Below are 20,083 nucleotides of genomic sequence, written 5' to 3'. Positions count from 1 at the left end.
GGCGCCTCAGATCCCAATTAAGCTGGTGACGACCGCGAACAGACCATCCAGAACGATGATCAAGACAATCGACATAACGACGGCGGCTGTGGCGGCATCGCCCACGGCAGACGCGCTGCGCCCCGATTGAATCCCTTTCAAGCAGCCCGACAGCGCGATGACGACGCCAAACACGACCCCTTTGAACACACCGATGCCAAAATCAACCAGCGTGACACTGTTGACCGTCTGGATGTAATACTCGGTCGGGGTCAGTCCGAGCATGCCAACGCCAACAATCGCGCCGCCAAGAATTCCAAGGATGTTCGCGTAGATGCACAGCAGCGGCATCATGAAAATCAGCGCCAGCATCCGCGGCAACACCAAAAATTCCATCGGCGGGAAGCCAAGCGTTCGAAAGGCGTCGATCTCTTCGTTGACTTGCATCGTGCCAAGTTGCGCAGCAAAGGCCGCGCCGGTGCGACCAGACATTATGATCCCGGTCATGATGGCGGCCATTTCGCGGGCCATGGCAATGGCGACAAGATCGGCCACATACAGTTGCGCCCCGAATTGACGCAACTGGATTGCCCCGACAAAGGCCAGAATAAGCCCAATCAACACGGAGATCAGCGTCACGATGGGCAGCGCTTTGGGGCCGCAGGCTTCCAGCGCAATCATCAAATCGACCCGGCGAAACTTTGCCCGGCCGACACAAAACCGCGCCAAGGCAATCGTGGCTTCCCCCAGAAACGTGACCGTATCCAGCACGCCTTTATAGGTCTGGATCGTCGCATTTCCGACGCGGACGAAAAACCCATCCTGTGACCGGCTACGCCGTGCGCCCTGCCGTTCGGGCACCGCAGTCGCAAGCGCGATAAGACGCTGCGCTCCGGCTGGAAGCCCGCTTTGATCAACCTCGATGTCCTGCGCCTTGCACTGCGCAATCACCTGCAGCGCCGCCGTGACAAAGGTGCTGTCCCAACCGGTCAGGCCGCTGGCCTCAAAGCCAATAGATCGCAGCGTGCCCGCAGCGCCCATCGCAGACAGGATGCCCGCCGCGCCCGGCGCATCTGCCCGCAGCGTCCACGCCCCCGACACGGTCACAATTCCGACCCCGTCTGCGCCCTTTTGAAAGGTGACGTCTGCGTTTGAGCGATTGTCAACATCGCTCATGGCGACACTCATCCTGCAACTCCTAACCGGGATACCGCCGGCTTCGATCGTGGTATTTCTCGTCCACTGTCTTAATTGACTGCGCGCAGCCCGTCACAAATTTCTCGCATGCTCATCGCACCGATTGCGCGGCTCGACCCCATTTGACGCATTTTGGCGAAGCGCAACTTTTTTGCCAAAACAAAGCTTGGGGCAAGTCCTTTTTCCAACGTTCATAACACGCTACCGATAGAAATCCACCCCATCCATCCGCGACAACCTTCTTAAAAGCGCCCCCCCAGCCCTAAGACCGACACAGCACACGGTCCACGTGCTGGCGACACTCGGCTGGTTTACAAGGATTAAGGATTGAGATATCAATTGCACCGTAAGGGATGCGAGTTGTCCAAGGCAGGCCGTTTTACCGCGGGGCGAGGAGTGAATTTTGGGGCACCGTGTGTCACAACCGCCCGATGGGCAAGCAGACGCAGTCACGATCTCCGACCTGCTAGCGACCGTTCAGCTGGACCCGGATGCCAACATGACCTTTCAGGTCTTCGATTTGCTCCGAGACCTGATCGTAGGGGTAAAATTGCAGCCGGGGCAACGGGTGTCCGAGAAAGAAATCGCGGCAGCGCTTTGTGCCAGCAAGACGCCAGTGCGCGAAGCCTTGATCCGCCTTGATGAAATCAACCTCGTCAAGATCGTGCCCCAAAGCGGCACTTATGTCACCGGTATTTCGGTCAGACGCTATACCACCGCCTGTTTTATCCGCCTCCAGCTTGAGATCGGTGCGGTCCGTGGCGCGGCTTCGGCCCCAGACCCTCGGCACCGCGTGGACGAGCTTGAGGCCGTCTTGGCCCGCCAGAGAGACGCGCTTGCGGCCGATGATGCCGCGGACTTTTTCGCGCTCGATGAAGATTTTCACCGGCACCTGTTTGTCCTGTCAGGCTATGGTGACGTCTGGACGACGGCACGGCGCACCCAGTTCGACCTCAATCGGGCGCGCCATATCAGACGGCTGCATCGCATCCTGCGCGGCCCAGAGGTCATTGAAGAACACAGTGCAATCGTTGCGGCGATCCGCGCCCGCGACCCGGATGGCGCCGAAGCGGCCCTGCGGGCACATATCGGTGATTTGGACCGTCAGGTCGGCGTGCTGTTCACCGACGAACGCTTGCACGGATTGATAGAACTGCCGACCGCCCCTCGATAGCGGCGACAGACAGAAAGCGTTGCGATCACTGGGAAGGGGATCGCGGACGAGTTGAACGAAACGATAGGGAGGACACTATGCGTAAACTATCACTGGCTTCAGCCATTCTGGGCAGCACATGCCTGGTCACAACGGCCATGGCCCAAGAAGATCTGCGGATCACGGACGAACCGCTGGAACTGACCATCCACATGCATTGGGACCGGGCGCAGGGATATGGCGTCGGCGGCAATGCCAGCGAAATTTACCCGGTCGAAGAAGCCGCGCGGGAATTGACCAACATCTACCTGATCGACCGGACCTCGGGCAAAAACTCGGTCGATCCCTATGAGGCAATGAACCTACTGTTGGCCAGCGGCAACTTGCCGGACATTGTGGGCAGCCAACTGATCAAACAACCCGTGAACGAATACGGTCCGCAAGGGGCCTTTCTGCCGCTGAACGATCTGATCGACGAGCACGCGCCGCACATCAAAGCCTTCTTCGACGAACGCCCAGAACTGCGGCAGGCGATCTCGGCCTATGACGGCAACATGTACTACATTCCGTATCTGCCCGACGGCAAATACGGGCGGGCCTATTTCATCCGGCAGGATTGGCTGGACAAACTGGGCCTCGAACAACCGCAGAACGTCGATGAATTATACGACGTGCTGGTGGCTTTCCGCGATCAGGATCCCAACGGCAACGGCGTGAAGGATGAAATCCCTTTGTTCGTGCGCGACTGGGAAGAAGTCATCCGGCTGGTGACCCTCTGGGATGGGCGGTCGTCCGGGTCGGACACACCACATGATTTTCTGGTCAGCGATGACGGCAAGGTGGTGCATCCCTACGCGCAGGACACCTATCGTGACGGCTTGGCCAATGTCGCAAAATGGTATGGCGAAGGCCTGATCGACCCCGAAGTCTTCACGCGGGGCACCTCGGCCCGGGATTATCTTCTGTCGGAAAACTTGGGCGGTATGACCCATGACTGGTTCGCCTCAACTTCGGGTTATAACGCCGCGCTTCAGGACAAGGTCGAAGGCTTCAACTTCATCCCCTTCCTGCCGCCGGAATCGGTCAGCGGCAAGCGGATCGAAGAGCACCGCCGCATCCCGATCAAACCGGATGGCTGGGCCATCAGTCACAGCAACGCCCACCCGGTCGAAACGATTAAGTATTTCGACTTCTGGTTCACCGAAACCGGCCGGTTGTTGTCGAACTTCGGCGTCGAAGGTCAAACCTGGGACATGATCGACGGCGAGCCGGTCTTCAAGGACGCGGTTCTGAACAGCGATCGGGCGGTGAACAGCCAGCTTTGGGATATGGGTGCGCAGATCAAGAAAGGCTTCTGGCAGGACTACCGCTATGAGTGGCAGTGGACCGCGCCAGCTGCCCGCGAAGGCATCGAACTCTACGATTCCGAAGACTTGCTGGTAGACCAGTTCCTCGGTGTTGCGTTCAACAAGGATGAACAGGCGGTCTATGACCGGTATTGGCCGTCGATCCAGTCCTATATGCTGGAACGTCAGCAGGCTTGGGTGCTTGGCACCGGCGACATCAATGCCGAGTGGGACGCCTACATCGCCACCTTGAACAAGATGGGATATACGGACGTTCTAGAGGTCATGAACGACGCCTACGCGCGTCAATACGACTGATCCCCTCATCTTAAACACAGATAGGGCGCGGCGGCGGGCTGCCCCGCCCTATTGCACAGGCAGCCATGGCTGACCCACGACAGATCACCGGCCTTCTCAGGCAGAAAATAGGATAGCGATGTTGAAAGTCTTGATTTCGGGAACCGGTTTTGCCGGGCAAGGCCATGCGGATGCGTTTCGGGGGGCCGGGGCCGAGGTAGTCGGCATCGTGGGCCGCACGCCGAAGGTTGTCACCGAGGTGGCCGCACAGATGGGCATCCCTTACGCAGGCACCGACTGGCAAGAGGCGCTGGACACTTGCAAGCCCGACATTGTCTCAATTGCGACCCCGGGCGGCGCCCATTACGTGCCGATCAAGCAAGCCATCGCCGCCGGGTGCCACGTCTTTTGCGACAAGCCGATGACCGAAAGCGCCGACACCGCGATCGAACTGTACCAACTGGCCGAAGCGAAGGGCGTCAAGACGGCCTATGCCGCCAGCTTCCGCTACGCCCCCAGCGTGCAGCACGCCAAGCGGCTGGTTGCCGAGGGCGCAATCGGTGAGCCGGTTGAGATCGAATGCATCTCGCATTTCAATCTCGAACGCGACATTCCCTTTGGCTGGTCGCACCGCAAGAAAGACGGCGGTGGCCGGTTGAACAACAACTTCACCCACACCCTGTCCATCGCGGCGGCTGTGGTCGGCGAGAAGATCCTGAAGATCATCGGCGAGGTTCGCGACGATCTGGGCCGTGCCCCGATTGTCGATGGGGTCCATAATTTCGCCACCCGGCGCAACTTCATCCCCAAGGACCTGAACGATCCAGCGCTGAAATGGGGAGAGAGCGACGTGGAATGGTCCTACACCGTTCTGGCCCAAATTGAGAGCCCGTTTGCCGAAAAGCCGGTCTCGGTGCTGTTCAAGCATGGCGGGCTGGTGCCGCGCTTCCACGACGATCATATCGTGATCTATGGCACCAAGGGCGCGATCTATATCAAGGGTCATTACGGCAGCGGTCAGTTGTCCTATTACGGCGCTGATAAAACCTGGCAGGATCTGCCCTTGCCCCAGGATATCGTTGCGGCGACGCCGGACGTGACCGGCGAGACGGAGCAATGCTGGCACTATCTGGCGCGGGAATTCGTCAAGGACATTTCCGGTGAACCGGTCGATCCTTACCCGACCTTCAAAGATGGCAGCCAGTATCAGCAGATCATCGAGGTGATCCGCAAGAACGACAACTGGACCGACGTCTCGGATCTGAACTGAACCGCGCCTGGGCGGGGAAAGACGCCTGACCTATGCAACAAAGGCCAAAATCCCCGCAGCCCATCGCACGGCAGGATGACCGCAATCGCGTTTAGGCGCGGTTTGTCGGGTCCTGTTTGCGCGCGGCCAGATCAACCACATTGCGCATCAGACAGGCGGTGGTCACCGGGCCGACACCATCCGGCACATGGGTCCGTGCCGCGGCTTTGCCCATGACCGAGGTGATATCCACATCGCCGCAAAGACCGGCATCCGTCCGGGTGAGGCCGACATCGACGATGATCGCCCCCGGACGGATATGCGCCGCAGTGATCAAGCCGGGCACTCCGGCTGCGCTGATCACGATATCGGCCGCGTGGGTCAAAGCGATTAGATCCCCGGTGGCGGCATGGGCGACACTGACCGTCGCTTCTGCCGCAAGCAACAGCAGCGTCAACGGACAGCCAACCACCGCAGAGGCGCCGACCACCGTGACGGTCTTGCCTTTCAACGTCCCGGCCAGTGCTTCAGCCAAATACAGCGCAGCTTGTGCCGTCGGCGGCACCAAAGTTGGCGACGCAAGCACCAGCTGACCCAGATGCGCCGGGTGCAGCCCTTCCACATCGCGGTCGGCCCCGATGGCCTCGGACAGCATGGCCCGGGTCAGTCCGTCTGGCAGCGGCAAAAGCGCCAGAACCGGTTCATCCCCCTGCGCCAGATCCACCAGTGTTCGGTCCGAATAGCCCAAAAGCGTCACCGCGATCCCAAGCCGGTCGCCCGCGCCGGTGATCCGCTGTGCATAGGCGGCGGCCGGGCCGCTGCCGTCGCTAAGGACCGTCAGTCGCGCAGGCTGCGGCAACTGGGCCAAGCGCCGCGCGGTTTGCATGTTGATCCGCGCGGCTAGGTCTGTGCCGGTGACAACCTTGGTCAAAACGACGCCCCCACATCTGCACTGCACTGTCGCAGCCGCGTCACGATGCGGCTACGGTCCTGATCATTGTGTTCACCCTGCGAAAAGATGACCGACACAGCCCCGACGACCGCGCCATCGGGGCGAAAGACCGGCACCGCCAACGAACTGACGCCTTCGACATATTCCGACTGAACATAGGCGTACCCTGCCGCGCGGGTTTCGGCCAACAGCGTGCGGATCACCGGAAGCCGGGTTTCTGTCTGTTCCGTATAAAGCGGGGGCGGAACCGCAGTTTGGATCCGGTCGGCTTCGTCTTCGGGCAAGAACGCCAAAATCGCCCGGCCAACCGCTGTCGGCAACAGCGGCACGCGCGATCCAACGGTGACCCGGTTCAGCGTGAACCGCGACGGCATGAAGGCATGCGCGACATAGACGGCTTCGGTCTCGTCCTGCATCGAGAATGAGACCGCGTCGCCGATGTCATGGGATGCAAGCCGCAGGATCGGTTGGATCACCTGTGCCAATCCGCGCCCACCGGTAAAGCCTTGCGTCAGCCGCAACACCCGCACCGTCATCGCATAGCGCCCCCGGTCTTCGGTCAGATACCCGGCCTGCACCAACGTCCGGATCAATCGACGGGCCACCGACCGGTTCAATCCTGTTCGGGTCGCGATTTCGGAGGACGACAGGGAAACCGATCCATCGAGATAGGCCTCAAGAACGCGCAACCCCTTTTGGAACGTCAATGAAATCTCTGCGCCAACCGTCGCGGTGTCTTCGCTCATCCTTGCCTCACTCTACTACGGCGGCGTGTCTGCCACGTGGTTTCGCAGCGAATGCCAAATTCGGCCGCAAAGACATCATCGTGGCGGCTTGTGCCAAACCGGAATCAGCCAATGCAAAATATTTGTGCGGCAGGTGGAATTCTCGCCTTTAATTGGGGCGAACCTGCGGTGCAGCACCGGCCTTGGTTGCGCCGATCTTGACCGGACCCGGCACGGATCGATCTATATACGAACATCAGTTCGATAATCGAGCAAATTCTGGATTTCTTATGTCTCATGCCTTCTGGTCCGATCTACGGACCACCGAATTCTCTGACTTGCCCCCCGACACGGTCGCCCTCGTCCCGGTCGGCGCGATGGAACAGCATGGGCCGCATTTGCCGGTGTCGACGGATTTGGTCTTGGCGGAAGGCATGGCGCGCAGCGCGGCAGAGGCCACCCAAGACGCCCATGTGCTGGTGCTTCCGGCGATTGCCTATGCCAAATCAGACGAACATTTGTCCTTCCCGGGCACGGTCACAATTGACGCGCAAACCCTGCTGGCGACGCTTTTGGCGGTTGGGCGCGGCGTGGCGCGGGCGGGTCTGCGCCGGGTGGTCTTTTTAAATGCCCATGGCGGCAACGTCCCCGTTCTGCAGATCGCATGTCGCCAGTTGCGGATTGAACTGGGGCTGTTTGCGGTGTCGGCAGGCTGGGTCACGATGGGATTTCCGACCGGGCTGGTCTCAGTGGCCGAGGCCCGGGATGGCGTGCATGGCGGGCTGGTCGAGACCGCCGCAATGCTGCATTTCCGGCCCGAGTTGGTCGAGATGAGCGCGGCGCGGAACTTTGTGCCCACGTCCCGCGAGGTTGCAGAACACAACGAGGTACTGCGTCTGCTCGGCCCTGTTTCGGCAGGATGGGTGGCGCAAGACTTGCATGCTGACGGTGTGGCAGGCGATGCGGCCGCGGCCTCGGCCGAAATTGGGTCGGCCATCGTCAACCATGCGGCGCGGCGCTATGCCCAACTGCTGGCAGAGGTCGCTCGCCACCCGATTGACACATTGCAGCCCCTGACATGACCTCCGCGCTGGATCATCTTCGCCAGAGCCTGCAGCGCCATCCGCAAGGGTGTGTGCTGCGCAACCTGCGGGTGCCGGTTGCCTTGACCGCCGGACTTCGGATGCGGGACGTGGCACAGGGGTTTGGGACGACCGATGTGGCGCTGAGCAACGGCACTCTTATGCCGGAGGCGGCAGATCTGCCTGTGGTCGATATGACAGGGCATGCCGCATTGCCGCCATTCATCGATGCCCATGTCCACTTAGATAAGGCCTATACGGTGCGCCGCACTGGTCTGGCCGATGGCACCTTGTTTGGCGCGATTGAAACGGTGCGCCGGGACCTGCCGAACTGGTCCGCCGACGATCTTCACACCCGGATGGAGCGCGGCCTGTCCCGCGCCGTGGCGCAAGGGACCGGGGCGCTCCGCACCCATCTGGACACCTATGGATTGCCCGACGACACCGTAGCTTGGGATGTGGTTGCCGACCTTGCGGCGCGTTATGCGGGCCAGATAGCGGTCCAACCCGTCGCGCTGTTTGCGCTGTCGCGGGTGGCGGACCCTGATTTTGAAGACCGTTGCGCCCAAGTGGCCCGGCGGGGCGGCGTCCTTGGCGCGTTTATTGCCCCCGGCATGGCGACCGCGTCCGAGCTGAGGGCGTTCCTGCGGGCCGCGGACCGGCATGGATTGGACACAGATTTCCACGTCGATGAAACCCTCGACCCAGGCGCAACTGGCATTGCCTCTTTGGCAGAGGCGGTTCTAGAAACAGGGTTCAGTGGCCGCGTTGTGGCTGGGCATTGCTGCGCCCTGTCGACGCAATCAACGGATGGCCTGTCGGCGCAATTGGATCAGATTGCCCAAGCGGGCATTCACGTGATCGCCCTGCCCCGCACCAACCTTTACTTGCAAGCGCGGCAACCGGGCGTATCCCCGCGACTACGCGGCATCGCGCCGATCACCGAAATGCGGGCAAGGGGAATTCCCGTCAGTTTGGCGTCTGACAACGTTCAGGATGCTTTTCTGCCATTTGGCGACTTCGACATGCTTGACCTGATGCGCACCGCCGCCCAGACCGCGCATCTTGACCAAGACCTTTCGGCCCTTGCCGATATGGTGATGGGTGTACCGGCGCAGGCCATAGGCTCGGACCTGACCGGGCGGTTGACGGCGGGGCACGCAGCGGATCTGACGATCTTCGCAGGCACCGACTGGGTGGACCTGTTGTCCGGCAGCGGGCAAACACGGCTTGTCCTGCGCCGGGGTCAGCCGCTTACCCCGCAACCGGGCCGCGCCCTAACAGCAAAGGCCATGCTATGACCACCACAGATATCGCAGGCTGCAAGGTTGCCCTCGCCCGGTTTGATCTGGAAGACAGCCCCGCCACCGTCCGGCAGAAAAGCCGGGATTTCTTTTGGTACAGTCCGATCTTGAAGCGGCAATTGGCGGATGTGACCGGAGATTTCGTAGTCTCCCCCCGCACCGAGGCCGAGGTCAGCCACATTCTGGCAACCTGCTGGCAGCACAATGTTCCGGTGACAGTGCGCGGCAGCGGCACTGGCAATTATGGGCAGGCGATGCCGCTGGCCGGGGGCTGCATCCTGCATCTGCGCCACCTGACTGCCGTGACCGACCTGAGCCACGGGCACATCACCGCGCAATCTGGCGCGATCATTGCCGATCTGGAAAAAGCGGCCCGGGCCACCGGACAGGAAATCCGCCTTTTCCCCTCAACAGTCCAGACCGCCACCATCGGCGGCTTCATCGCGGGAGGCTCCAGCGGTGTTGGCGCCATTCGCTGGGGCGGATTGCGCAACCCGGCCAATATCCGCCGCCTGCGTCTGACCACGATGGAAGAGACGCCGCGCCAAATCGACCTGACCGGCGCAGATATTCCTAAAGCCTCACATGCCTATGGCGTGAATGGCGTCATCACCGAGGTCGAGATCCCGTTGGATCCGGCGACAGACTGGGTGGACGTTCTGATCGGCGCTGAGCGGCTTGAGCCTCTGACGGAACTGGCCATGGCGATTGGCGACAGCCCCGCCATCGACAAACGCATGCTGTCGGTATTTGAGGCCGCGATCTGCCAGACCTATTTCTTGCGTCATCGCGATTTTGTTCCCGCCACCGAGGCGGTTCTGGCGGCGATGATCTCGGCCGATACCTTGCCCGCGCTAGAGGCTATGATCGCAGGAACCGGCGCCAGCATCCGCTTTCGTGCCGACCAAAATCCCAGCACACGCCGCCTGCCCCACGCCTATGAACTGGGCTGGAACCACACAACGCTGCGCGCCTTGCGGGTGGATCCGGCGATGACCTATCTTCAGATGATGTTCCCACGCGCCACCTGTTTGGACGATCTTGATCGCGTCAAAGCGCGTTTTGGCGACGAAGTGCTGATCCATTTGGAACTCACCCGCTTTGATGGGGTGGTCACTCCGGTCGGCATCCCGCTGATCCGCTTTACCAGCGAAGAGCGGCTGGAAGAGATCGTGACCATTTTGGAAGGCACGCTTGGCCTGCCCGTGTTTAACCCCCACCGCGTCACATTGGAGGAAGGCGGCATGAAGCGCCCAGATCTGACCCAGCTTGCCTTTAAACGAGAAACGGACCCGAAAGGCCTGATGAACCCGGGAAAAATGATCGCTTGGACCGATCCGGGCTGGACGCCAACACCCGGAAAAACATTCCTCTTCAATGAGTAACCTGCAAAGAAGCGCCCGATGAAAGTCCATGTGATCTATGCTCATCCGCTGGCCAACAGCCTTGCTGCGCGCCTGCACGAGGTGGTGGTCGACAGTCTGACCGAAGCTGGCCACGAGGTTGATGACCTTGACCTCTATGCCGACGGCTTTGATCCGGTGCTCAGCGCGCAGGGCCGGGAAGACTATCACGACACCGCCATCAATCAGGCGCCGGTCGCGTCTTACGTCGAACGATTGAAAGCGGCCGATGCGCTGGTTTTGTGCCATCCGGTATGGAATTTCGGTTGGCCTGCGATCTTGAAGGGCTATTTTGATCGGGTGTTCCTGCCTGATGTGTCGTTTCGATTCGAGGACAATAAAATCGGCCCGGGCCTGACCAATATTCGGAAGCTGGCCACCGTGACGACCTATGGCGCGAAACACTGGCGCGCCATGGTTCTGGGTGATCCGCCGCGCAAAAATGCAACGCGGTTCCTGCGCGTCATCTGTCATCCAAAGGTGCAAGTGCAGTACAATGCCCTCTACGCCATCGACACGGCCACGCCGCAGAAAATTGACCGCTATCTGGCGCAGGTACGCCGCAAAATGTTGGCTTTTTGAGGTGGACCACAGATGACTGATCACCCCCAAGACCAAATCGCGTTGGAATTCGATGATGTCTCGATGCGGTTTCCGGACGGCACGCAGGCGTTGGCAGACATTGCGCTGCGCATCCGCGCTGGCGAATTTGTGTCGATCGTCGGGCCATCAGGCTGCGGCAAGTCCACCTTGACCCGGATCGCATCCGGCTTGCTGCCCCATACTGGCGGCACCGTCCGGGTGGACCGCAATAATGTCGGCTTCACCTTTCAGGATGCCACCCTGCTGCCGTGGCGCAAAATTCAGGGCAATGTCGAATTGCTGATGGAATTGCGCGGGGTCCCTGCCAGCACGCGGGCGGCCATCGCCCGGGAACAGATCGAACTGGTCGGGTTGAAGGGCTTTGAGAACCATTATCCCAAACGACTGTCTGGCGGCATGCGGATGCGGGCGTCGCTGGCGCGGTCCTTGGCGCTGGACCCCAGCGTCTTCATGTTCGACGAACCCTTTGGCGCACTGGATGAAATCACCCGTGAGCGTCTGATTGACGAATTGGTCGATCTGTATATGCGCAAGGGCTTTACCGGCTTGTTTATCACCCACTCCATCCCCGAGGCGGTGTATCTTTCCACCCGTGTCGCCGTCATGTCGGCCCGGCCCGGTCGGATCACCGAAACCTTCGAGATCGACTTCCCCTATCCCCGCCGCCCAGAGTTGCGCTTTGATCCGCGTTTCGTTGAGACATGCAATACAATCTCAAGCGCCCTGCGCGCAACGCTTGAAACCGCAGGACCGGCCCAATGACACAGACCATCACAGCCTATCCCCCCACCCCGCCAAAACCGCCCATGCCCGTCGGAAAACGTTTGGCGCTGACCTTGCTGCCGCCCCTGCTTATGGGGCTGGCATTGGTGCTGCTGTATGCCGGGACCCGGGCGCAGTTGCCCGAGCATCGCCAGTTTCTGATGCCCGGCGCGAGCGATCTGTGGGTGCAGGCCTTCTCCCGGCCCGACGTTCTGGCCGAACTGGGCGCGCGTGCCGCCGTGACCCTATCCATCGCGGTGGTGGGCTTGGCCATTTCGATCCCACTTGGGATGGGCATCGGCATCTTGATGTTCCGCCTCAAGGTGATGGAGCGTGCGGCCTTTCCATATCTTGTCGCCCTGCAATCCATCCCGGTTCTGGCCATCATCCCCCTGATCCAAAGTGCGTTCGGGTTCGGCTTTTTGCCCAAGGTGTTGATCGTGGCGCTGTTCACCTTCTTTTCGATCCCGACCACGCTGTTGTTGGGTCTGAAAAGCGTTGATCGCGGCATCATCGATTTGTTCCGCCTGCAAGGCGCGGGCTGGCAGGTCATCTTGTGGAAAGCCGGCCTGCCCTCGGCGGCCCCGGCCTTGTTTGCCGGATTGCGGATCTCGGCCGGTCTTGCCGTGATCGGTGCCATCGTCTCCGAGCTGTTTTTTCTGGCAGGGCGCGGCGGCCTTGGCCAGATGCTGATCAATTCCAAAATCGACTTCAAATATGAGCAGATGTATGCGGCCTTGATCGCCTCATCGGCGCTATCAATCGGCGTCTATCTGTTCTTTGCGTGGCTCGGGAACCGGCTGTTCTCGGACTGGCATGAATCCGGTGGGAAATCTTCGTGATGCCCCGTTTACCCCTGCAGGAAATTGACCCATGACCGCTAAAACCTCTGCCCTTGCCCTTCTGTCTGCAGTCTTGATTGCGCCCTCGGCTCAGGCGGGCGCGTTTGCAGAACAGGCCTATACTACGCCGCTGGCCGATATTTGCCCGAACCCGCTGATCTTGCAAAAGGACTGGCTGGCGCAGGCGGAACATGGCGGCTTCGTCCAACTGATCGGCAGCGGCGGCGACATGTCCCCCGGTGTCTATCGCGGCCCGCTGGGGTCGACCGGCATCGACCTGATGATCCTTGAAGGCGGCAGTGGCATCGGCCTTGGCGACGGCGAGACCTCGTATTCGGCGCTGTTCATGGGCAATTCCAAAGCCGGGGTGCTGCCGCATCTGGGCTATCAGGAACTCGACAACTCGGTCATCTTTTCAAAACGCTTCCCCACCGTGGGCGTCTTTGCGCCGCTGGATATCTCGCCCAGTGCGCTGCTGTGGGACGCGGCAACCTATCCCGAGGGCTTCCACTCTATTGACGATCTCAAGGCCTTTGCTGCGTCCGATGCAGGGAAAATCTATGTCTCCACGATCAAACGCACCTTCGGCAAATTTCTGGTGGATCAAGGCATCGATGCCGATGTCTTTGTCGAAGGCTATCGCGGCGACGGCGAAAACTTCGTGGTGAACAACGGCACATGGCTGAACCAAGGGTTCGTCACCTCCGAGGTCTACAAATTCGAGAATGGCAATAATTGGGCCAAACCGATCGGCTTCGTCAAAATCAACGATTTGGGCTATGTGAACTATACGGGGATTGTGTCGGTCGCCGCGGATAAACTGGACGACCTCGCCCCCTGCCTCAGCGCCGTCGTACCGCTGATGCAACAGGCCGCAGTCGACTACGCCACGGACCCGGACGAGGCCAACGCCGTCATCACCGCGTTCAACGACGCCGGCAACGGCACATCGTGGTGGAAGACCGAAGCCGCGCTGATGGACTATGCCACAAAGACCATGGTCGACGAGGCCATCGTCGGCAACGGATCAAACGACACGATTGGCGATTTCGACATGGACCGGGTGCAGATCATCTTCGATTTCCTTGCCGGGTCCTTGGACGAGCGGGCCAATCCCGACGCGACGCCGGAGATGGTCATCACCAACCGGTTCATCGATCCCACAATCGGGCTGAAGTGACACCTGTGACCAAAGCACTCCTTCTGGACGGCGATGCGCTCGCCGTCCGTCTTCGCGCCGATCTGGCATCCCGGGTCACCGCGTTGCGGCAGCGCGGACACAGCCCCTGCCTTGCCACCCTTCTGATCGGCGATCATTCGGCCAGCGATGCCTATGTCGCCCGCAAACATGCGGATTGCGCAGAAATCGGCATCACATCAAAAGACATCCGCTTGCCGCATGACATTGACCCGCAGGCTGCGCTGGCTGAAATCGCCGCTTTGAACGCCGACCCTTCAGTGCACGGCTTTCTGGTCCAGCTTCCGCTGCCAGATCATTTGGACGCCCAGACCCTAATTGAAGCGGTGGATCCAGCCAAGGATATCGATGGGCTGCATCCGGTCAATCTTGGCCGGCTCGTTGCAGCCGCGCCGGGGCTGCGACCTTGCACCCCGCAAGCGATCCTTGCGCTCCTGCGGGCCTATAACATCCCGCTGGCAGGCCGTTCGGTCGTGATCGTAGGGCGCGGGGCGCTTGTTGGCCGCCCGCTGGCGATGTTGCTGTCTTTGCCGGGCACCGATGCAACAGTCACCCTATTGCACCGTCAGTCGGCAAATAGCGCCGCTGCCATTGCTGCCGCCGATGTGGTCATCTCGGCGGCGGGCGTTCCCGATCTGATCCGTGGCGCCATGATCAAACCGGGTGCGGCCGTGGTCGGGGTTGGCATCAGCTATGACGCGGCTGGCCAGATGGTGTCCGACATCGCCGCAGATGTCGGCCAGATTGCGAGATGGGTTACCCCCCGGCATGGGTCGGTCGGCGCGCTGACACGCGCTTTCCTGCTATCGAATTTGGTCACGGCCATGGAACAGCCGTGACCGGTCGCGCTTAGGTCGGCGGACAGGTGTTAATCGGCGCGGATTTGGCAATCGGGAAGCACGCCTCCCACGCCTCGGTGCGCGGCGGCCATGGTGTCAGGAACTCGGGGCTTTCTTCCAGTTGCAGCACGCCCTGCGCTTGCAGGTCTTTCACCCGACCATCCAAATATTCCTTGATCACAGTAATCTTGTCGTCTGCGATCGTCGCGACCCATACATCGTTGACCACTTGGCGATTGCCCCGTTGAAAGGTCCGAAACTGCAACTCAGCCGCGATCCGGCCACTATCGACATCGATGTAGAAGGCATCGGCAGGAAAGAAGATGCTGGTATCGGTGGCCTGACCGCAGAAGGTTTCAAGATCCTTCAGCATGGTCGCCTTCCCTTCATAGGCCGTGGTCGGATAGGAAAACTTGACCGTATCCGCGACAGCCGATGTCATGGCCTCGACGTTGCAATCGGCCCACGCCGTTGCCAGATCAAAGATCAGATCCTGCATGGCCGCCCGTTTGCTGCCAACGGGTTCCACCACTCCGGCGAAGTCCACATTGGGCCGGACAGCCTCGGCGCGTCCCAGCGCAGGCACCAGCGCCGCCACGAGGACGATTGCAGACAAGACGGGTTTGACCATGACAACACCTTTTCAATGCGTTCGATTACCGAACTTCTGATCGGTAATCGTGTCGCCACAGACTGGCCATGGTCAAGCCTGGCATGTGGGCGGGACGCGACATTCAGTAAAATCCCTCTGCACTGCGTCACAAACAGGCACTGGAACCTAAAAACATACCGAAAGGTGACCCGGCGCCCGCGCCGTTGCAAGATCACCGGACTGGGTTCAGACCCACGAAGGGCATCTGAAACCGCAGTCACGCATGGCCAACACTCCCCCCTGCGACGCTGCGCCGCCGGATCGTGCTGCGGGTTTGGACATTGGCGGTTTTCGCGGTATGCAGCAACTTACGAGGACGGTTCATCAGTCGCCACCAAAGATTTTACCTAACGGACAATTTCAAGACGAGTGTCCAAAGCCAGAACGACAAGGGACATTTTTTGAAAACCCAAACGTTTCTTTTTGTTGCAGTCCTGCAGGCCAGCCCGGGATTTGCAGAAAGCCCATTGCTTAGCCTACCCAGCTTTCCTGATTTCGTGATGGTCGGGGTCGGGGCAGGACCACAATATATTGGCTCGGATGATCAGGTCTGGGCGGCGGCCCCGGCGGGGCAATGGGGTTTTGGGCATCGGTATGTGAGCCTGCAGGCCAATTATCTCAACGTGAACCTGATCAATGATCCAAACTGGTCGGCGGGTCCCGCTGGGATTTTGCGGTTTGGTCGAACAGACGTTGAAGACGACGCGGTAGATGCGCTTCCAGAGATCCCCATGTCAATTGGGTTGGGCGCCTTTGTCGGGTATTCGTTCGCTGGCGGCGAGGACCCGCGGAACCGATGGCGGATTGGGGCCGGCGTCTTGCAAGACGCAACCAGCCCCGATCAGGGCTTCGTTGCCGACGTGAATGTTCGGCGGTGGTTGCCGGTGGGGGAACACGCCGCGATGGGGATCGGGCTGGCCTCAAGCTGGGCCTCCGAAGATTATATGGACACCTATTTCTCCATCGATTCCAGCGGGGCCGCCGCCAGCGGTTTGCCCGTCTACTCTGCGGGAGAGGGCTGGCGCGACGTACGGTTGACGGCGCTTTTTGTCCAACCGGTCAGCCGGAAATGGGCGATTGGCACCGGATTTATGTATTCGTATCTTCTGGATGACGCCGCAGGCAGCGGCGTGGTCCGGACACGGGACCAAGTTTATGCCGGAGTAGGATTGGCGCGGCTTTGGTAACAGCCCCGCCTCATTAGGGGCTGATCGACCGCAATGGGCATACCAATGTGGATCGCCACCGTCCAATGAATAGCTTAATCAACTCCCCCGTCATGACCTGCTCGGGCGCAACGGGCGCCCCCAGTCCTGTGCCTGAAGGCTCAGAAGCCGGAGACGCGCGGCAACCAGGTCGAGATCGCCGGAACGAAGCTCAGGATCATCAGCAGCACCATGTTGCCGACCAAAAAGATCGGCATCTGCTTCAGGATCTCAGGCACCGGGATCCGCCCGACCGAGGAAATCACAAATAACAAGCTGCCGACCGGGGGCGTGACCAACCCCATGGTCAGGTTGACGATCACCACAATGGCAAAATGGGTCGGATCGATCCCCATGGAAAAAGCAATCGGTGCCAAGATCGGCACGATAATCATGACGCCGGGCAGCGGGTCCATGAAACAGCCGAAGATCAGCAGCGCCACGTTCACGACCAGCAGGAACACCACCGGCGACAGATTCAAGTCGATGATATACTGCGCTGCGTCTTGGGGAATACGCTCAATGATCAAAACCCACGCAAAGGCCCGCGCCGCCGCAAGGATCATCAGGATTGCGCTTGATGTCAGGCCGGCGGTCAAAAGGATCCCCGGCAATGCCGACAGTTTAAGGGACCGGTAGACAAACATCCCGCAAAGCAAGGCATAGAACACCGCCACCACGGACGCTTCGGTTGGGGTGAAGATACCGCCCCGGATGCCGCCGATCACGAAGACGATCAGAAACAGCGCGGGCAAAGCCTGCCACGTGTTGCGCAGGATCACCCGCAATGGCGGCACCGGCGACTGCGAACGATAGCCGTGGCGCGAGCTTTGGATAAAGTTGATCCCGGCCATGACAAACGCAATTAGGATGCCCGGCAGAATGCCCGCCATGAACAGCCCGCCAACCGACACCCGTTCGTCCTGCATGGCATAGATGATCATGGTGATCGACGGCGGCACGATCGGCCCGACCACCGCGGCCGACGCGGTCAGGGCAGCCGCATAGGATCTGGGGTACCCCTCTTTCTCCATCATCTTCATCATCATCGCGCCGGGACCGGCAGCATCAGCCAACGCCGAGCCGGAAATGCCGGCGAACAAGGTCGACGACAGCACATTGGCATAACCAAGCCCGCCCCGGGCCCGTCCGAAGAACTGGGCGGCAAACCGCAATAGGACCGTGGTCATCGCCCCGCCCGTCATCAACTCAGCCGCCAAAACGAAGAACGGCACCGCCATCAGGGGAAAGCTGTCCAATCCGGTGAACATCTCTTTCACCACCACGATCACCGGATACCGACCTTCGATCAGTACGGCACCGAAGGCGGAAATCGCCAGTGCGAAGACGACGGGAAATCCGACGATCAGGAAGATCGTGAACAGCAGAACAAGGGTCAGGGTCATCGGGGTCTCGTTATCCGCTGGCGCCGCTAACGCCGCCATGGGCGTCGGGCAGGTTGGCGTCGAAGCGGCCTTCGGTCAGAAAGCGCCGCGCGATCAGCAAGGTGTGAATCAGCAGCAACCCAAAGCCAATCGGCATCGCCTGATAAATATAGGCAAAGGAAATGCGGGTGGCCGGGGTCAGTTGCCGCCCCATCCGCGTGACATAGGTTTCACCGGCAAGGATCATCCAGCCGAAAAAGACGATCAGCACCGTCAGAATTGTTAGACGCAGCATGAACCTCAGCTTGGGGGCGAAGCGGCTGTGCACCTGACTGATCGCCACCAGAAGCCCCTCACGCAAGGCAAGGCCCGCCCCCAGAAAGGTCATGTAGATCATCAAATAGCGCGACACTTCCTCGGCCCAGATGATCGAATTATTGGTCAGGTAGCGCAGCATCACATTGGCGAAGATGATACACGACATCGCCGCTAGCGTGCCAATGACGGCCCAGCGGTTCAGGGCAAGAAACAGTTTTTCGAGGATCATCATCTCTCTCCGGTGCGCGCGATCACGGCAAAGGGCGGCCCTGTGCGAGCCGCCCTAAGATCATCTATGGCGCCGATTTACTGAACGTCTGCGATCTGTTGCAGCAGCTCGGGGCCAAAGGTCACGGCGTAATCGGCATAGGCCGGAGCCAGCGCCGTCTTGATCGCGTCTTTTTGCTCGGCGGTCAGGGCATTGATCTGCATCCCGGCTGCGGTCATCGCTTCGACGCCGTTGGTTTCGGCAGCATCGACAAAGGCGCGCATGGCCAGACCGCCCTCGACGGCACCAGCGCGGAAAGCTTCCTTGTCGGCGTCATCGAGACCGTCCCAGAAGATCGACGAGACGAACAGAATGTTGGGCGCATAGACGTGCCCCGACAGCGTCAGATAGGTTTGCACTTCGTTCAGCTTTGCCGACACGATCACCGACAGCGGGTTTTCCTGCCCGTCGATGGTGCCCTGTTGCAGCGCCGAGATCACCTCGGGCCACGCCATCGGGGTCGGTGCGGCACCCAGCGTCTGGAACGCTTCGATATGCACCGGGTTTTCCATGGTGCGCAGTTTCAGGCCGGCAAGATCCTCGGGCGTGTTGATGGCTTGGCGGTTGTTGGTGATGTGGCGGAAGCCCTGTTCACCCCAAGCCAGTGCGACCAGACCCTGATCTTCGAACGTGGCCAGCATGTCTTGACCGATCGGGCCATCCAGAACGGCGCGGGCATGATCGAAATCACGGAACAGGAACGGAACGTCGAACACGCCGACTTCGGGAACGAAGTTCGACAGGACGCCAGAGGACACGATGGTGGCCTCGACAGTGCCCAGTTGCAATCCTTCCAGAACGTCCCGTTCGCCACCAAGTGCCGACGAGGGGAATTCGACGAATTCATAGCGCCCATCAGTTGCCGCCTCGGTGGCGTCTGCCCAAGCGTGCGCGCCGGCGCCATAATGTGAATTCTCAGCCAGAGCATAGCCGATTTTAACGTCGGTCACGTCAGCGCAGGCCGCACCTGCGATCAGAGAAAGTGTTGCGGCACAAGCAGGTAGGTTCATCACGATATTCAATCCGCTTCGTTTGGCCAAAAATAAGGCTGAGTTTATGTTAACTGGTGTCTTTTTCCCCATTGGCTGATGATTGTAAAGGCAAGCACGCGGGCGTCCGGGTCTTCCACAGCGGGCGGCCCTTGGTTTCTGCCCCAAGGGCGCTCGGCCGCCGAGACCTTTTAGTCCGCCACAAGATGATCCCCTGCCCCGCCCCACGTTCACCGCACTGCCCCAAAGCACACGGCCCCCGTCGTCGGTTATCCGTGCGTCGGTAGCTGCGATTGCGAAACTGAGGCGAGACGTCGTGCCAACCGCGATCCTCT

19 protein-coding genes are annotated in these 20,083 nt (G+C 60.4%); 12 read left to right on the top strand and 7 right to left on the bottom strand.

The features are described 5' to 3' along the window. Positions 1 to 6: 6 nt before the first annotated feature. Positions 7 to 1,155, bottom strand: coding sequence for an ABC transporter permease (locus tag BV911_RS05600; RefSeq protein ID WP_086052603.1), 1,149 nt, complete (start codon positions 1,153 to 1,155; stop codon positions 7 to 9). Between the two features lie 436 nt (positions 1,156 to 1,591). Here BV911_RS05600 and BV911_RS05595 point away from each other — a divergent pair, with 436 nt between their 5' ends. The 3 genes from BV911_RS05595 to BV911_RS05585 all read left to right on the top strand — a co-directional run bounded on the left by BV911_RS05595 (position 1,592) and on the right by BV911_RS05585 (position 5,242). Further along, positions 1,592 to 2,350, top strand: a complete 759-nt coding sequence (locus BV911_RS05595) for a GntR family transcriptional regulator (RefSeq protein WP_139840038.1) — start codon at positions 1,592 to 1,594, stop codon at positions 2,348 to 2,350. 77 nt (positions 2,351 to 2,427) lie between these two features. Next, positions 2,428 to 3,993 carry an extracellular solute-binding protein gene (locus tag BV911_RS05590; RefSeq protein ID WP_139840037.1) on the top strand — a complete coding sequence of 522 codons (1,566 nt, stop codon included), beginning with the start codon at positions 2,428 to 2,430 and terminating at the stop codon, positions 3,991 to 3,993. Between the two features lie 118 nt (positions 3,994 to 4,111). After that, positions 4,112 to 5,242 carry a Gfo/Idh/MocA family protein gene (locus BV911_RS05585; protein WP_086052601.1) on the top strand — a complete coding sequence of 377 codons (1,131 nt, stop codon included), beginning with the start codon at positions 4,112 to 4,114 and terminating at the stop codon, positions 5,240 to 5,242. Positions 5,243 to 5,333: 91 nt separating this feature from the next. Here the strand turns inward: BV911_RS05585 and BV911_RS05580 are convergent, their stop codons facing one another. Both BV911_RS05580 and BV911_RS05575 read right to left on the bottom strand, forming a co-directional pair. Continuing rightward, a complete protein-coding gene (locus BV911_RS05580; RefSeq protein WP_086052600.1) occupies positions 5,334 to 6,152 on the bottom strand; it encodes a hypothetical protein in 819 nt (272 codons plus the stop codon). After that, a complete protein-coding gene (locus BV911_RS05575; RefSeq protein WP_086052599.1) occupies positions 6,149 to 6,919 on the bottom strand; it encodes an IclR family transcriptional regulator in 771 nt (256 codons plus the stop codon). Before BV911_RS05575 ends, BV911_RS05580 begins: the two co-directional genes overlap by 4 nt. A 269-nt stretch (positions 6,920 to 7,188) precedes the next feature. Between BV911_RS05575 and BV911_RS05570 the strand changes: the two genes are divergently transcribed. From BV911_RS05570 to BV911_RS05535, 8 genes are read left to right on the top strand one after another with little or no spacing between them, the layout of a single operon-like run. After that, entirely contained in the window at positions 7,189 to 7,980 is a 792-nt protein-coding gene (locus BV911_RS05570) for a creatininase family protein (RefSeq protein ID WP_086052598.1), read from the top strand. Beyond that, entirely contained in the window at positions 7,977 to 9,281 is a 1,305-nt protein-coding gene (locus BV911_RS05565) for an amidohydrolase family protein (RefSeq protein WP_086052597.1), read from the top strand. The genes BV911_RS05570 and BV911_RS05565 overlap by 4 nt, the downstream gene beginning before the upstream one ends. Further along, positions 9,278 to 10,669, top strand: a complete 1,392-nt coding sequence (locus tag BV911_RS05560) for an FAD-binding oxidoreductase (RefSeq protein ID WP_086052596.1) — start codon at positions 9,278 to 9,280, stop codon at positions 10,667 to 10,669. Before BV911_RS05565 ends, BV911_RS05560 begins: the two co-directional genes overlap by 4 nt. A gap of 18 nt (positions 10,670 to 10,687) precedes the next feature. Beyond that, positions 10,688 to 11,269: an NAD(P)H-dependent oxidoreductase gene (locus BV911_RS05555; protein WP_086052595.1), complete on the top strand. Its 582-nt coding sequence runs from the start codon at positions 10,688 to 10,690 to the stop codon at positions 11,267 to 11,269. A gap of 12 nt (positions 11,270 to 11,281) precedes the next feature. Further along, positions 11,282 to 12,052: an ABC transporter ATP-binding protein gene (locus tag BV911_RS05550; protein ID WP_240512157.1), complete on the top strand. Its 771-nt coding sequence runs from the start codon at positions 11,282 to 11,284 to the stop codon at positions 12,050 to 12,052. Then, a complete protein-coding gene (locus BV911_RS05545) occupies positions 12,049 to 12,894 on the top strand; it encodes an ABC transporter permease (protein WP_086052594.1) in 846 nt (281 codons plus the stop codon). The genes BV911_RS05550 and BV911_RS05545 overlap by 4 nt, the downstream gene beginning before the upstream one ends. Positions 12,895 to 12,925: 31 nt before the next feature. Next, positions 12,926 to 14,074 carry a hypothetical protein gene (locus tag BV911_RS05540; RefSeq protein ID WP_086052593.1) on the top strand — a complete coding sequence of 383 codons (1,149 nt, stop codon included), beginning with the start codon at positions 12,926 to 12,928 and terminating at the stop codon, positions 14,072 to 14,074. A 5-nt stretch (positions 14,075 to 14,079) separates the two neighbouring features. Next, on the top strand, positions 14,080 to 14,931 hold the full coding sequence (locus tag BV911_RS05535) for a bifunctional 5,10-methylenetetrahydrofolate dehydrogenase/5,10-methenyltetrahydrofolate cyclohydrolase (protein ID WP_205963805.1): 852 nt from the start codon (positions 14,080 to 14,082) through the stop codon (positions 14,929 to 14,931). A gap of 10 nt (positions 14,932 to 14,941) precedes the next feature. On the opposite strand, the gene BV911_RS05530 is transcribed toward BV911_RS05535, so the two are convergent. After that, positions 14,942 to 15,562 carry a nuclear transport factor 2 family protein gene (locus tag BV911_RS05530; protein WP_139840036.1) on the bottom strand — a complete coding sequence of 207 codons (621 nt, stop codon included), beginning with the start codon at positions 15,560 to 15,562 and terminating at the stop codon, positions 14,942 to 14,944. A gap of 422 nt (positions 15,563 to 15,984) precedes the next feature. Here BV911_RS05530 and BV911_RS05525 point away from each other — a divergent pair, with 422 nt between their 5' ends. Next, positions 15,985 to 16,770, top strand: a complete 786-nt coding sequence (locus tag BV911_RS05525; RefSeq protein ID WP_086052591.1) for a MipA/OmpV family protein — start codon at positions 15,985 to 15,987, stop codon at positions 16,768 to 16,770. 140 nt (positions 16,771 to 16,910) lie between these two features. Here the strand turns inward: BV911_RS05525 and BV911_RS05520 are convergent, their stop codons facing one another. The 3 genes from BV911_RS05520 to BV911_RS05510 form a co-directional block, all read right to left on the bottom strand. Next, the gene (locus tag BV911_RS05520; protein WP_086052650.1) at positions 16,911 to 18,194 is read right to left on the bottom strand and encodes a TRAP transporter large permease; all 1,284 of its coding nucleotides are present in this window, start codon (positions 18,192 to 18,194) and stop codon (positions 16,911 to 16,913) included. Between the two features lie 10 nt (positions 18,195 to 18,204). Further along, positions 18,205 to 18,723, bottom strand: coding sequence for a TRAP transporter small permease (locus BV911_RS05515; protein ID WP_086052590.1), 519 nt, complete (start codon positions 18,721 to 18,723; stop codon positions 18,205 to 18,207). A gap of 74 nt (positions 18,724 to 18,797) precedes the next feature. Next, the gene (locus tag BV911_RS05510; RefSeq protein WP_086052649.1) at positions 18,798 to 19,769 is read right to left on the bottom strand and encodes a TRAP transporter substrate-binding protein; all 972 of its coding nucleotides are present in this window, start codon (positions 19,767 to 19,769) and stop codon (positions 18,798 to 18,800) included. Positions 19,770 to 20,083 lie beyond the last annotated feature (314 nt).

The organism is Pseudoruegeria sp. SK021 (assembly GCF_002119405.1).
Lineage (GTDB): Bacteria > Pseudomonadota > Alphaproteobacteria > Rhodobacterales > Rhodobacteraceae > Meridianimarinicoccus.
Note: the sequence above shows the minus strand (reverse complement) of the source record. Positions and strands in the feature narration are given on the sequence as shown.